The organism is Mesorhizobium sp. B2-1-8 (genome assembly GCF_006442545.2).
Lineage (GTDB): Bacteria > Pseudomonadota > Alphaproteobacteria > Rhizobiales > Rhizobiaceae > Mesorhizobium.
This window is the reverse complement of the sequence record NZ_CP083952.1, coordinates 5716529-5730732: the sequence shown is the minus strand read 5'-3', so window position 1 is coordinate 5730732 and position 14204 is coordinate 5716529. Positions and strand designations below refer to the sequence as shown.

Annotated in this window: 10 protein-coding genes; 7 read left to right on the top strand and 3 right to left on the bottom strand. The window is 59.0% G+C overall.

Annotated features, from left to right (window positions below):
- Nucleotides 1–90: 90 nt before the first annotated feature.
- Nucleotides 91–1371 (bottom strand): nucleotide sugar dehydrogenase, encoded by a 1281-nt coding sequence (locus FJ970_RS28210; RefSeq protein WP_140765151.1) that lies wholly within the window; start codon nt 1369–1371, stop codon nt 91–93.
- 128 nt (nt 1372–1499) lie between these two features.
- On the opposite strand from FJ970_RS28210, the gene FJ970_RS28205 reads away from it, so the two are divergent.
- On the top strand, nt 1500–2630 hold the full coding sequence (locus tag FJ970_RS28205) for a glycosyltransferase family 4 protein (RefSeq protein WP_140765149.1): 1131 nt from the start codon (nt 1500–1502) through the stop codon (nt 2628–2630).
- On the top strand, nt 2627–3448 hold the full coding sequence (locus tag FJ970_RS28200; protein WP_140765147.1) for a class I SAM-dependent methyltransferase: 822 nt from the start codon (nt 2627–2629) through the stop codon (nt 3446–3448). The genes FJ970_RS28205 and FJ970_RS28200 overlap by 4 nt, the downstream gene beginning before the upstream one ends.
- A gap of 224 nt (nt 3449–3672) precedes the next feature.
- Here FJ970_RS28200 and FJ970_RS28195 read toward each other — a convergent pair whose 3' ends face one another.
- The gene (locus FJ970_RS28195) at nt 3673–5481 is read right to left on the bottom strand and encodes an ABC transporter ATP-binding protein (protein WP_227791941.1); all 1809 of its coding nucleotides are present in this window, start codon (nt 5479–5481) and stop codon (nt 3673–3675) included.
- A 139-nt stretch (nt 5482–5620) separates the two neighbouring features.
- Here FJ970_RS28195 and FJ970_RS28190 point away from each other — a divergent pair, with 139 nt between their 5' ends.
- From FJ970_RS28190 to FJ970_RS28180, 3 genes are all read left to right on the top strand, one after another.
- Entirely contained in the window at nt 5621–6529 is a 909-nt protein-coding gene (locus tag FJ970_RS28190) for a hypothetical protein (protein WP_140765145.1), read from the top strand.
- A gap of 127 nt (nt 6530–6656) precedes the next feature.
- Entirely contained in the window at nt 6657–7919 is a 1263-nt protein-coding gene (locus FJ970_RS28185; protein WP_181178819.1) for a glycosyltransferase, read from the top strand.
- Nucleotides 7920–9893: a hypothetical protein gene (locus FJ970_RS28180; protein WP_140765141.1), complete on the top strand. Its 1974-nt coding sequence runs from the start codon at nt 7920–7922 to the stop codon at nt 9891–9893.
- Between the two features lie 80 nt (nt 9894–9973).
- On the opposite strand, the gene FJ970_RS28175 is transcribed toward FJ970_RS28180, so the two are convergent.
- Entirely contained in the window at nt 9974–11986 is a 2013-nt protein-coding gene (locus FJ970_RS28175) for an acyltransferase family protein (protein ID WP_181178818.1), read from the bottom strand.
- A 381-nt stretch (nt 11987–12367) separates the two neighbouring features.
- Between FJ970_RS28175 and FJ970_RS28170 the strand changes: the two genes are divergently transcribed.
- Nucleotides 12368–13381 carry an NAD-dependent epimerase/dehydratase family protein gene (locus FJ970_RS28170; RefSeq protein ID WP_140765137.1) on the top strand — a complete coding sequence of 338 codons (1014 nt, stop codon included), beginning with the start codon at nt 12368–12370 and terminating at the stop codon, nt 13379–13381.
- Between the two features lie 158 nt (nt 13382–13539).
- The gene (locus FJ970_RS28165) at nt 13540–14166 is read left to right on the top strand and encodes an MraY family glycosyltransferase (RefSeq protein WP_227791940.1); all 627 of its coding nucleotides are present in this window, start codon (nt 13540–13542) and stop codon (nt 14164–14166) included.
- Nucleotides 14167–14204: the final 38 nt, after the last annotated feature.

Sequence of the window (14204 nt, the reverse complement as noted above, 5' to 3'; positions counted from 1 at the left end):
AGCCGCGCCTGACTCTTGCAGTTGCGTCGGCGATCGGAATCGACCTGCTTAATGTCACGGTATATCCCAGTGTTAAATTCAGGCCGAGCCTTACAGACTCCAATACTTTAGATTGTCAGAAATTTCATGCGGTTTGATAGCAGACTTGATGTCGAACAGCGTTCCTCCTGGCCTGATCATTTGAAAAAGACGCGCTCTCTCGCTTGTGAGATAAACCTTGTGAGGTACCGCCAAAACAAGCGCCTGCAAATCAGTTATCTCATCGAGCGGCAGGATCGTTTCGCCATGGTCGCGTCGAGCGGATTCGGCATCGGCGAGGGGATCGTGGACTTTAGGGACAATTCCGAACTGCCTCAGTTCCTTGACCATGCCGAAAACGCGGCTGTTGCGCAAATCCGGCACGTCCTCCTTGAAGGTCAGTCCGAGAATGCCGACTGAAGCCCCTTTGACAGGTATGTCCGAGCGGATCAGCTGTTTGACGACCTGTTGGGCAACGAAGGCTCCCATGCCGTCATTGATGCGGCGGCCGGCGAGGATAATCTGCGGGTGATAGCCTTCGGCCTCGGCTTTGGCAGTCAGGTAATACGGATCGACGCCGATGCAGTGGCCGCCGACGAAGCCCGGCTTAAAAGGAAGGAAGTTCCATTTTGTCGATGCGGCATCAAGGACATCCTGCGTCCGGATATCAAGCCGCGCGAAGATCATGGCCAGTTCATTCATCAGCGCGATGTTGAGGTCGCGCTGCGTGTTCTCGATAACCTTCGCTGCTTCGGCCACCTTGATCGACGGTGCGCGGTAGACGCCGGCATCGATGATGCTGCCATAGACGCCGGCCACGCGCTCCAGCGTCTCGGCGTTCTCACCGGAGACGACTTTGATGATCCGTCGCAGCGAGTGTTCCCGATCGCCTGGGTTCGCCCTTTCAGGCGAATAGCCGAGCGCGAAATCATGAGGGTGCCGCAGGCCTGACAGATGCTCGATGATCGGCCCGCAAAAATCCTCGGTCACGCCTGGATAGACCGTCGATTCGAAAACGACGACCGCGCCTTTGCTCACCGCTTCGCCGACAAGCTCAGATGCCAGTTTCAAAGGCGCAAGATCGGGAGCACGGTTGATGTCGATAGGTGTTGGCACGGCAACGATGAAGAAAGTCGCGCCTTTCAACATCTCCCGGTCGGTCGTAAGCGCGATCGAGGATTCCTTGAGCGCCGCCGTGTCGACCTCTCCCGTGCGATCGACGCCGCGACGCAGTTCCTCGATCCGGGTTTCGCTGATATCGAAAGCAATCGTGCCCGGGAAAACCTTCCCAAACGCAACGGCTACCGGCAGGCCGACATATCCCAAGCCGATAACGGCGATGCGTTCGGACATCCGCGGATTTCCTAAGGTCGCTTATGAGTGAGCTTGTATGGCAGGCCGCACGCAAATTCAACGATGTATAGTTGCGTAGCGGGAAATCTCCACTCAAAATAGTGCTTGATCAACGCACGTATCGCCATATGGATCGTATCGTTGTTGTCGTTAGCGAACCAAAATCCCTTGCAACCGCGCGGGGACATCTTCTGCTCGCGTTGCGCACAGCCGGATACGAAGTACATGCCCTGGCGCCAGTCGATGCCATGACCGTTGGTTGGCTGACCGAGAACGGCATCCGTTTTCACCCATTGCCCATGGAGCGTGCCGCTATTGCGCCATTCGGCGATACGCTGTTGGCTTTTCGTCTTCACAGGAAGCTACGAGAGCTCAAACCCCGGGCCGTACTGACCTGTGCGATCAAGCCGATCGTCTATGGCATACCCGCGGCGCTGATTGCGGGGGTACCGCGCCGGCACGCGCTTGTCACGGGCCTCGGCTATGCGTTCACGGACCGTCACAAATCTCTACGGTGGAGGATGGTCAATGCGGTGGCCCGGCTTCTTTATGCCGCGAGCCTGCGTGTTGCCACTACGGCCACCTTCCAGAACGACGATGACCGAGATGACTTCCGTCGTCTGGGACTGCTCGGACGCACACCAGCCAATGTCGCCAACGGTTCAGGGGTAGACCTCGATCGATTCAAAGTTGCACCATTACCGGAGAAGCCGCGATTTCTTATGATCGCACGCCTGCTTCGCGACAAAGGCCTCGGCGAATATCTGGGTGCGGCGAGGCTGGTTAAGGCAATTCGACCTGAAGCTCGTTTCGACCTGGTCGGCGATACGGATCCAAATCCCGCGGGATTTCCAGTATCGGAAGTTGAGGCAGCCGTCGCGGACGGAACCATACACTATCACGGGCCTGTCGAAGACGTCCGTCGAGTGATCGCCGATTCGCGTATCTTCGTGCTTCCGTCCTATCGCGAGGGTACGTCGCGATCTGTCCTGGAGGCTATGGCAATGGGGCGCCCGGTGATCACGACAGATGCGCCGGGTTGTCGCGCGCCGGTCGTCCCCGGCGTGAACGGCCTTCTGGTGCCGGTCGGTGTCACGACCCCATTGGCGGAGGCTATGATCCGCCTGATCGACAACCCGAATGAAGCCGAATGCATGGCCAGGAACAGTCGATCGATCGCCGAACAGCGCTATGATATTAGGAAAGTTACCGCTCATATGATTGAAATCATCGAAGCCGGGCACCGAGCCGCAGAATGACGTTTGCAGGAAATCCATCGTCGAACCGATACGAGTTCGGGGCCAATTGGGCGTCGTTCATCGATAAGCACTACTCGGCTGAACGCCGTCGGATGGCGGCGGAGAAGCTCTTGTCCTTCCTCGGCAAACGGAGCCTCGAAGGGTTCGACTTTCTCGATATCGGCAGCGGCAGCGGACTGCACTCGCTTGCCGCCTTGGACGCAAAAGCGGATAGGATACATTCCTTCGATTTCGACCCGCTTTCGGTAAGCACAACCGGCAAGCTGCGCCATTTGGCCGGTGATCCGCCAAACTGGACCGTCGAACGCGGCGACGTGCTCGACGCCGACTATCTGGAGAAGCTAGGCACCTGGAACCTCGTCTATTCCTGGGGCGTGCTCCACCACACAGGTGCCATGTGGCAAGCTATCGAAAATGCGGTGCGCACGGTTGCGCCCGGCGGTCTCTTCTTCATTGCTCTCTATTCGTCGAATGTGGTGAAACCTTCGGCGGAATTCTGGCTCGACGTGAAACGGCGATACAACCGCGCCAACCCTCTCCAAAGGCGGTGGATGGAATATCGGTACATCTGGCGCTTCGGGCTCGGTCGCAATCCATTTCAACTGCCCTCGCTTGTGAAGCAGATCCACCAAAAGAAAAAAGGTCGCGGCATGAGCTACATGACCGATATCCGCGACTGGCTGGGCGGCTGGCCTATGGAGTTTGCCGAAGACCAGGCCGTGATCGATTTCCTGAAGAAACGGTTCGATTTCGAGCTCGTCAGGATATCTGCCGGTGAGGCTTGCACGGAATTTCTATTCCAGAACCCGATCAGGTAGCCATCCAAAACCGAACCAGAGCAATTCTGATGCATGTCGCCCGGAAGTGTCCTCGGTTCTGGGACAACGACATGCATAAAATCAGAAGCTTACAGCAGGTCGGGCGAATCCTATTCGCCGCGACATGCTGTAACGTATGCCCCAAAGTGCGTGGCGGTTTTTGGGAGAACCACATGCGACAGAGACGTCAAGCGCATCGCCAATCCATTTCGATGCGACTCGTTTCAAGCGGCCGGCCCGCCGGTTCTCGTCCAGATACGCGGTCTGCCGTCTTCGAGGGTGACGATCTCGTCGCAATTTTCGACCGTCGTGAGGCGGTGGGCGATGATCAGCACCGTCAGGTCGGCCGGCAATTCCCGCATCGCCTCCATGACCGCGGCCTCGGTCTCCATGTCGAGCGCGCTCGTGGCTTCGTCGAAGACGAGCAAGGAGGCCTGTTTGTACAACGCCCGGGCGATGCCGATGCGCTGGCGCTGGCCGCCTGACAGGCGGACACCGCGCTCGCCGACCCGCGCCTCATACCCCTGGGGCAAACCTTCGATGAATTCAGCCAAAGCGGCCTGCTGCGCGGCACTGCGGACGCGATCACGGTCGATTCCGCTGGGGTCGATACCGAAAGCGATGTTCTCCGCGATCGAGGCGTCGGCCAGGAAGATGCTTTGCGGCACATGGGCGATCTGTCTTTGCCAGGCGCGCCGTGTAGCGCCATCCAGCCTTTGCCCGTCGATCTCGATCGCGCCGCTGGTCGGCTCGAGCAGGCCCATAATCAGATCGACTGTCGTGCTCTTTCCGCTGCCTGTCTTGCCGACGAACCCGACCTTGGTCCCTTTCGAGATCGTGAGATTGAACCGCTCGAGTATCGGCGGTTGGTCAGAAGCGTAACGAAACGACACATCCTTGAGCATGATCGCTCGATCGAATGGGAGGCGCTTGGCCGGAGGCTGGTTCCACTCTGGGCCAAGTGGTGCCTCGAGTGCCTGGAGCACGACTTCAGCGCCGGCAAGATTGCTCAGTATCAGCGCCCAATTGCCGTATACAAGCTGCATGGATGGGAGAAGACGCTGCGCTCCAAGAACAAATGTTCCAAGTATCGGCAGAACTTGGCCGGCATCGTTCGAGCGGGTGATGAGGAAATAAGCAAGCGCCGCGATGATCACCATACCCGCAGCTTCGATCGCGAAGCGCGGAGCGCCCGCCGCAAGCGCGTTCGTTGCATTCGCGCGCTGCAGGCGTAAGTCGAGTTGGCTGTATCGCGAGAGAAAATACGGCTGGGTGTCGTTGATGATGACATCACGAATGCCACCCAGTCCCTCTTGGACAGATCGGATGCCTTCGGCCTGCGCGCTGGCGATAATTTGCGCATTCCTCCTGAGGTGCTTGCGGATGACGAGCGACATGGCGAGGTAGACCGCCCCAAAGCCCGCGAAGATAACGAAGGTGATGAAAGAACTTAGGGCAAAAAGGGCAGCGATGATGAAGACACCGATGATTATGCCGCTGATCGATTGCAACAGGGGCAGCATCACACCCGCGGTGATGGCCTGAACCTGACGAAGCGCGGCCAACACCGAACTGGAATTGCGTGAAACGTGGTAGCTGTAGGGCTGGCGGAGTACTTGGTCATAGACCTTCACGCCCACCTCATGTCCCAGCGAGAAGACATAAGAATTCGTAGCCCAGGCAAGGAATATGCGCACGGCGCCGGCTATGATCGCCACCACCGAAAACAGAATCGTCAGACCGAAAAGGCTGTCTGACGGGCCGGTCAGCCGGAAGCCGGCAAACTGGCGCGCGAGGAAGGACTGGCCGCCAACCGCCTCGGGATTGGCGATGCGCGCAAGAAACGGCAGCAAAGCACCAAGCGTAGCGGCTTCCGCAAGTGCACCGAACATCATCAAGACAAGGAGGCCGAAAAACTGCCTCTGTCTAGGCTTCGATACCTGCCGCCACAAGCGCCGCAGTGTGTCGAGAGTGCTGCCTGAGTTTCGGTTTCCGCTCAATGCCAAATCGATGTCCGCATTCAGAGCGCTCAATGCACACGTTCGGCGCTCCACGACAAGTCACAACCGATGCCCATTGACAAATTTATCACAGAAGTCCGAAGGTGATCTGTCCACAACTCTGCGTAATGGGCGAGAGACCGTGATTGCGGTGAAGTGATATGCTTCAACCATGAGTGACGCTATAAAGATTCGGGATCGAAGGCAGTGGCTGAGCTTAATTGCGGCATTGCTTCGTATACTCGGCGTGTTCTCGGCCGGGGTAGGGACGGCGTTTCTGTTCTTTGTCTCGGCATATCCGCTCGGATTGGTCAGCGCCTACCCGGCTCCGCCAGCTTCAGCAATAGAAGGACCGCTGGGGTTTGCGCAGAAAGTGGGGTCGGTCGAGGACCTCTACCGTCGCCAGAGTGAGCCAATGCAGGCGTATCTCGATCGTCTGACTACGGCCGTCGCGGGTGGAATGGTGCACTATTGGACGGAAGGTGATCGCTGGGCAGCGGCCGATGTGCCCTACACGCGGATCGGTGCTTTCGACAACTACCTCCTCTGGATGCTCAGCTTTCGCCCAGAATACCGGGAAAACCTGCAGAACTATGAATTTGTGACTCCCCGAAAGGCACTTGATCGGGGCTATGGGTTCTGTTCCCAGGTTTCGAAGATCGTCTACTCTGTCCTTGCCGATCAAGGCATCGAAGCGACGATCTACAGTGCGCCCGAGCACACTGTGGTTGAGTCGAATGGCAACATTCTCGATTCCGACTATGGTGTCTTCGTTCCTCACTCGCTTGAGGATGTACAACAGGACCCGTCGATCATCGACACCTACTACGCGCAATTCGGGCCGATGCTGCCTCTGCTAAGAAGGGCGTATGGTCAGGCTTGGCAACCGCTTGGGACCGCCAAAGACTTCAACGACGTGCGTGCGTACGAGGCAAAGTTCGAACGCCTGAAATGGGTTCCGCCGCTGGCGCTTCTGGCAGCCGGTGTCTTGCTCGCGGCTATTGGCATGGTGCTCCGGCATCATGAAAGGCTTGCCCGGCTTATGCCGTTGCGGGTTCGCAGAACTGCTCGGTCGATTTGATTTTGCCTACTCGTGACCATTTCCAGAACCCATTATCCGGCAGAGACTGCCGCTTGCGGACCGCCGGCACCTTATGGCAAGCCCACCAGGTCAGGCGGGGCGGATGACGCTGCGAGAAGAACTTCCGATGACGGATACTGAAAGCCGACAATACGCTGCCGGGCCTTCGACCGCACTGGCGAGAAGGCCTCGTCGCAAGGTGCTCTTTGTTATTGGGACGCTTGATCTCGGCGGCACGGAGAGCCAACTCGTGCTGCTTGCCACGGAGTTGAAGAAGCGAGGCTGGAACGTCGAGGTTTTTGCGCTTTCGCAGGGCGGCGTTCTGGCGGAAACACTGCATCGTGCAGGAGTCCGGGTATCGTACGGGTTTCATCGGCCGAATCCGTCACCTGAATCGCCGACAACAGCCAAGACGGCGACCAAATCGAGCGTGGCCGCGAAGACGCGCCCGAGCATGAAGGCGATGCTGGTTCTCGGCGCCGCGGTCACTTCGCTGGTCGTTCGCACTGCTTTGACGCGGCCGCGCGTTGTCCACGCCTTCCTGCCTTTGACAAACTTCCTGGGCGCTCTGGCGGGACGGTTTGCGTTGGCACCACTCGTCATCACTTCGAGACGCGGTCTTGGCTATCACCAGGAGCGCTGGCCACGGCTGAAGCGTATGGATCGCATCGCCAATCGGCTATCACATGTGGTGGTCGCGAACTCGCATGCGGTCGCGTCCGATATGGCGGCTCGCGATGGCTACGATATCGGCCGCGTCCGCGTGATTGCGAATGGTCTCGATCTGAGCCGCTTCGACCATGTGGGCCATCGACGAGGCGACACGCGGCGCCACCTCGGTCTCGATGCCGACGACGTCGGCATCGTCATAGTCGCCAATCTCATTCCGTATAAAGGGCATGGCGATCTCATCGAGGCGTTCGCTCTCGCCAGCAAAAGTCGACCGAAGCTAAGGTTGTTCGTGGCAGGACAGGATCGGGGCATCGGGCCGGTTCTGAGCGAGCAAGCCGAGCGCCTCGGGATTGGATCGAAAGTGCGGTTGTTGGGAACGCAGAATGATGTTCCGGGCCTGCTCGCCGGCATGGATATCGGTGTGATCGCCTCCCACGAAGAAGGTTTTTGCAACGCCTTGATGGAAAAGCTCGCGGCAGGTCTTCCGGTCGTCGCTACCGATGTCGGAGGAAATCCCGAGGCTGTCTCGGGTATGCCGGGTTGTGTACTGGTGGCGTCTCGTGACCCTGCCGATCTCGCTCGCGGGCTCCTCGCCGTTATCGACCGGTTGCCGGAGCCGGCAACTGACCGCGAGTTTCGGCAACGGACCATGAGAGAGCGCTACTCGGTCGGATCCATGGTCGACGCTTATGAACGCCTCTATCTCGAGGACAAATGAATGAGCGGGATCGCTCACTCTGAACGATCTTCGGCGCGTCCACTGGCGGGGATTCTCGGTTGTATCGCCGCCGGTCTGTGCGCATTTACCATAGTCATTTATCAGTCCTGGTTCATGCCATACTTTCTGCCGTTCTTTACGGGACGGGACGAGTTCGCGAGGCTGGTTTTCCATGCGCTGTATGGCGGCGTGCTGATTGTTTCGATCGCGGTTCTTGCAACGCGTCGAGAGGTGCGTAGCGCGATCCTCCTGCTTGCGATCGCCGCCGCCATGGCGGTCGTCCCGGTTGCGCTTCATCCGGTCGGGATCGTCGCCAAGTGTTACCTCATCACCCTTTTCCTCGGCGGCGCGGCGATTGTCCTCATGCTTGCCTCCGCTCCGGTAATCGTGTTGCGCCTCTCGGCGTCAGTCACAGCGCTCAATGCGGTGGTTTGCTTCCTCGATCTCCTCTTTGCCAACGGCTTCACCAACACTCCTGGCCGGGCCGCCGGTTTGGCGATCAATCCCAATGTCGCGGCGGCCGGACTTCTGCTTGGGGCTGCGGCGAGCTATCGCGCCGTCGCACAAAAATGGCGTGCAAGCTTTCTTGTTCTCGTAGCCATAACGCTTCTTGCGACGCTTTCTCGCTCGACCCTTCTCGCCGCCTTTGCAACGGTGGCGGTTCCGAGTGTCGTTCGCGTTTGGCAACAATTTCGCAGCGGCCGTCGTTTTCAGATCGATCTTGGGGGTTGGGGCCGTGCGGTCGCCGTCGCGTTTGGACTGCTGGGAGCGATCGGCATCGCGCTGACCACAAATGCTTCCTTCCGCATCGCCATGGGCGAATCCTTTGCCGGCATTTTGTCTGTAAGCACCGCGCTCGACGAGGCATCAAAGGCTGTCGATCGACCTCCGCCTGCCGTTACAGTGCCAATTGCGGCGTCGCCTGAAGGGGCTTCGGCAAATCAACCGGCTTCGCCAGGGACAAGTTCTGCCGGCACTGCCACGCCCCCCGGTGCATCTGCGGACGCCGTAACGTCGTCTCCTCTGCCATCCGGCACCTGGTCCGCAGCCAGTCAATCCACGAACGTCGCCAAGATGCAGGCGCTCGGCGAACGGCTGACGGATGAAGGCAAGAGGAACTCGATTTCGGCAAGGGCTCTCTTTCTCGAGCGCGGACTGCTCGCCTATCGGGAGGGTGGCTTTTTCGGTCGCGGACTTGAAGAGGCGCAAGCCCTTGCGCCGCACAACACCTTCGTCCTGTTTGCGATCGCTTTCGGCCACCTCGGCTGGCTCATTCCGATCGCCATCGTCAGCTTCGCCTTCTGCTTTGCTCGAAACGCCGATGATCTTGCCCTTGGTGTCGCGGTTGTAGGGGTAATGCTGACCTCGCATGACCTCTTGCTGACACCAAGTCTCTTTCTTCCGATCGCGCTTGGGATTGGCGGCATGCTCGCCGCGCGGAAAGTGGCTGTCGAAATGCCATCGCCGACAGAGCCTTGGAGCTTTGCTTGCGGAACAGTGGCAGGCGTCGCGGCCTTTGGCGCCGGCTGCATCGCGATATTGCTCGTCACACCACCGCTTTCTACCGGACGGCTGCAGAACGAGACCATGTTTACTGTCCGAGGCGGATACGAGACGCTACTTCCGCGGTCACAATTTCCCGGTCTCTTCCAGTTTGACGACTTGTCCGACATTCCGCCTTCGCAAGTATCCTATCTGCACGAGAACGGGACATCGCTCCACCGCGTCGACTGGTCTTCGCATGCATGGCCCGCCGTCAGGCAAGGCGAGTATACTTTCCGCCGGCGGGCTGCTGTGCTGTTCGCGCCGACGGATTCGAGCGACCCTCGCAGCAATGAGCGAACCTACGAGGTCGCCGTTCCGGTTTCGGTGAGTGCACTCTGTTTCATTCTTCTAGGCACAATCATCGCGTGGTCGGTCGCGACGGTGGTTGCCGTGACGCCACTAACAAGTCGGTCTCGAGCCTCTGGATAATTTTCGGAACAAAAAGCCTCGCGCCGAAGATCGATAGGTGTTGATCGTCGACATGGAGACTGTGTCCGGCGGCATCGCGCTCAATTGCTCTTGCTGGCTGTGTGGGGCTGCGCGGCCGCAGCCGATACCTGGTTTTGCTCTTCGCCAGTGTCGAAAGCGAAGTAGAGACCTATCATCCGCGCAATCGCATCATCGGTCTCCGGTCTCAAGTTTCGGCGCAGGTGAGCTTTGTCGCGGTAAATGAACTCGCCATTGATGTAGGTGGCGCAATGCCTGTCCGGACACATACCTTTGAGTGGATCGACGAAGAACACCCCATTTTCATCCGCAAGCGACTCTAACGCGGTCACCACCGGCGACCAACGCCGTAGGATTTGCTCGCTATCCATGTCTGTCGAACAACGTCTCAGCATCCCGCTTTCGCGCATTGCCGCGCAGGACGTCAGATCCACGCCTGGCACCGGCACCTGTCCAATGATTCCGATGCGTCGTTGCCGAGCGGTGATTTCTTTGACGAGGCTGAGCAGGCCATCGCGCAACAGCAGGACCCTGTCGGCCGGCCGGCCGTCATCGGCGACGACATTGGTGTCAGCAAGGTTTGTCCAGGCGGAAGACAGGACCACGAGGTCGATATCTTTTCGCTGTCTCAGCATGTGGACGACCGCCTTTCGGGAAGTCGCGCAGCTTTCCTGGTAGTCGGGATGTTCTGGAAAATCGCGATGGACACCTTCTCCGAAGGCGGCCGGGCAGCCACGATAAAGAAAGAAGGCCGTATTCTCCCTTTGGCCCACCGCATCCAACAGGGGGGCGAGATGCTCCGCATGGCTATCGCCCCACAGCACGGCGTGATGTCTCGCTTTGTTCCAGGGCGCCCCAAACGCGCAAAAGGTGCTGCCGAGTTCAGGGATGCCGACCGTCTGTGGACACGGCCAATCCCACATCACATCGAGGCTGCTTATTGCCTCGGCTTCTTTCGGAATCCTGCTGGTGAAACCGCCGGCTTCGAAGATCGCATTGCCGCTTAGGCAAACTATCACCGCGGCGGCAAGACCGGCGGCAAATGCCCTGGATGGAGGCGCCCGTAGACGGCGAAGGGGTTCTTCGACGAACCGCCAAGATAAATACGCCGCCAGCCAGGCCACCGCGACAAGGACCGACGCCTCGGCCGCCGTCGGCATTGCGGTGCCTGCGTAGTGACGGAAGAAGACCAGGATCGGCCAGTGCCAGAGATAAAGGCTATAAGAAATCTTGCCCGTCGATCGCAAAGGCGCGCTCGCAAGTAGCGCCGAGATCATCGACTGCGAACGCGGCCAGATGAGCAGGACAGCGCCGATCACTGGGAATAAAGCGCTCAGGCCTGGAAACGGTTGACCCGGCGACAGCCAGATGGTGCTGGCGGCGACCAGGCAAAGGCCGACCAGTCCGCAAACTTCGGAAGTGCCTCGGCGGCGAATGGGCGCCGCAAAGACCAGCAGGCCGCCGAGAGCCAGTTCCCAGGCTCGGCTGAAGGGAACATAGAACGCCTGTTTTGGATCGATCGCCACCAGATGGAGGGCAATCGAGAAGCTGATCAGTGCGACGATAGAAATCAGCGCGACGATCGGCAGACGGCGGCCCCGTGCCAACCGGTTCGCGACCAGAAGCAAAACCGGCCACACTAGGTAGAACTGCTCTTCGACGCCGAGCGACCAGAGATGGAGCAGGGGCAGAAGCGTCGACTCGCGGTCGAAATAGCCCGTGTTCCAGAGAAAGTAGTAGTTCGCCAACCCGACGGTGGAATATGCCGCACTGTGTCCTAAGCCGGCATAGTCCCCGGGGAGCAACAGAAACCACCCGGCAATGAGCGAGAAGCCGATCGTTACCAGCATCGCCGGCAGAATTCGGCGTATGCGTCTGGCGTAGAACTCGATCAGGGACAGTTTAGCGCCTTCACCCGCCAAAAGGCGCGTGATCAAGTAGCCAGACATGACAAAGAAGATATCGACGCCGACGAAGCCACCCGGGAAACCGGGTACGTCAAAATGGAAAAGTATGACGGCGGCCACCGCGATTGCACGCAACCCGTCGATATCTGGCCGATAGTCGAACGTCAAAGCTCCTCCGGGGTCGTCTGCCGGCCTCATAGCCCAATTGCGCAACATGAGTCGATGACCTGATGTATACAGTGGCGGCACTCGCGGTTAGACTTACAAGTCGCATTTTGAGAAACGTGGGGATACCCTGACAATTTGTTTCGCGCTAGAACGACGAAAACCTAAACATTGGTACGCATATGTCAGAATCAGTCTGCCGGTCCTGGACCGGGATGTCGGACTAATGGCAGCATTTCGGAGGGGTACTTATTCGTTAATGATATAGGGGGCGATGAAAATTCGCTCGCTTGATAGAAAAACGGGTTGTTCGTCCCGTCCCTGACTGTATAGAAGATTGTCCCGTGCGTTGCGAGGCCACGGGTCGTTCTGGAGGCGTCAACGTTGGACAACCATAGCGCGGACATGGTTGAAGTCGGCCAGCACGCACATGTGTTGGTTACTGGGGGCGCAGGCTTCGTAGGGTCGGCACTGGTCGATATGTTGCTAGCGCGCAATTGCACCGTGACCGTTGTCGATGATCTTTCGAACGGCTTGCTTCGCAATCTGCCGACTGGTGACCCCCGCTTGACGATCCGCACCTTCAGGGTCGGCGATCCTGCATACAATGCGGCGGTCCAGGATGAGGTTGGCCTGGCCGATGTCGTATTCCATCTGGCGAGTCCGATTGGCGTCGAGCGTGCTCACAAGGAACGCTTCGCCGTCACCAGCGGCATTCTCGAGTCGGGTTGTTCAATCGTCGAAGCATGCCGGCTGCACAGGCGCCCGCTGCTCTATACGTCGAGTTCAGAAGTCTACGGCTCCGGTCGGGACCGGCCAATCACGGAGTCCGATCCGGTTATGACGGATCTGCGACCGCGATGGGGTTATGCCGCTGCCAAGGCAGCGGTTGAGCATCTGGTTGCTGGACTGTTTTTTGATTTGGGCATCCCTACTTGGATCGTTCGACCATTTAACATGGCCGGACCGCGCCAGCGCTCGGCGACCGGCCTCGTATTGCCAGTGTTTGTCGACGCGGCGTTGCGGGGCGAACCGCTCGTGGTTCACGACGATGGCGAGCAGAGGCGCGCGTTTCTCCACGTAGCCGATGCCGCCGAGGGCTTGCTTCAGGTGATGCAGTGCCGGTCGTTGCGAGGCCGGCCAGTCAACCTGGGCGGCAGCGAGGCGGTTCAGATTGGAAATCTTGCAAAGATGGTGGTTGATGCCACCCAGACGAGTGCGACCATCGTCATGAAATCTTCCAGTGCGGTCTTTGGTGAGCGGTTCGCCGTAACGCACGATCGCGTGCCTGACACAAGTCTATTGACCTCCATGACCGGATGGCGGCCACTGCGAAGCACCAAACAGACAGTGCTCGACTGCATCGAGCACATGCGTTCCGAACGAGCAATGGCTTGATACCTGGTCCATTGGTCCCGTTCATCGGGGCCTTGCTCATATCGGCCGTTTGTGTCTGGCTGTTTGCGCGTCTGGCGATACGCATCGGAGCGGTCTCAAAGGTCAAGAGCGACCGATGGCACACATCGGGTGAGGTACCCCGGCTGGCAGGGCCGGCCATGCTGATCGCGATGGCTCCGTGGCTTCCGGTTGAGCATATTCTTCTGCTGGCTGTTTTCTGCCTGATCGGGGCGCTGGATGACGTCCGGTCCCTTTCCGCCGGTGCCAAGGCAGCGGCATTGGCCGCTGCCGCGATCTTGGCTGGAATCATCACAGGTCTGTGGTGGGTCCCGATCGTCATTTGGATAGCTTGCAACGCGGTCAACATGCTCGATCATGCCGATGGCCTTGCCGCGAGTGCAATCACGGCCGCCTTCCTGGGGCTGGGCGGCGATATCGGGATGGCCGGCGCGGGCGCATGCGTCGGGTTCCTTTGCTTCAACTATCCCCCGGCGCGCGTTTTCATGGGCGATAGCGGCAGCCTTCTGCTCGGGGCGGCAATCGTTCTTCTTGCTTCGAAAAGAGGTTTTGACGCCTCGTTGGCGTGGATTGCCGTCCCGCTGATTGATGCAATATTCGTAACCACTCGCCGCTTGCTACAGGGGCGGAGGCCTTGGATGGGCGGCACGGATCACCTTGGTCATACCTTGCTTCGGGTTGGTGTGAACCGTCGGCTTTTGCCGGCTATTTACGCAGTGGCGGCACTGGCGATAGGGCTGATATTTTCTGCTTTGGCCAATCCATAGGCCAATCTTCGCGATACCGATCTGCAAAAACGCCCCGT

What these genes read in the sequence shown, in the direction of transcription:
- FJ970_RS28200 (WP_140765147.1), top strand. Translation starts at nt 2,627, where the DNA reads ATGACGTTTGCAGGAAATCCATCGTCGAACCGATACGAGTTCGGGGCC.
- FJ970_RS28185 (WP_181178819.1), top strand. Translation starts at nt 6,657, where the DNA reads ATGACGGATACTGAAAGCCGACAATACGCTGCCGGGCCTTCGACCGCA.
- FJ970_RS28210 (WP_140765151.1), bottom strand. Translation starts at nt 1,371, where the DNA reads ATGTCCGAACGCATCGCCGTTATCGGCTTGGGATATGTCGGCCTGCCG.
- FJ970_RS28165 (WP_227791940.1), top strand. Translation starts at nt 13,540, where the DNA reads ATGCTGATCGCGATGGCTCCGTGGCTTCCGGTTGAGCATATTCTTCTG.
- FJ970_RS28190 (WP_140765145.1), top strand. Translation starts at nt 5,621, where the DNA reads ATGAGTGACGCTATAAAGATTCGGGATCGAAGGCAGTGGCTGAGCTTA.
- FJ970_RS28205 (WP_140765149.1), top strand. Translation starts at nt 1,500, where the DNA reads ATGGATCGTATCGTTGTTGTCGTTAGCGAACCAAAATCCCTTGCAACC.
- FJ970_RS28180 (WP_140765141.1), top strand. Translation starts at nt 7,920, where the DNA reads ATGAGCGGGATCGCTCACTCTGAACGATCTTCGGCGCGTCCACTGGCG.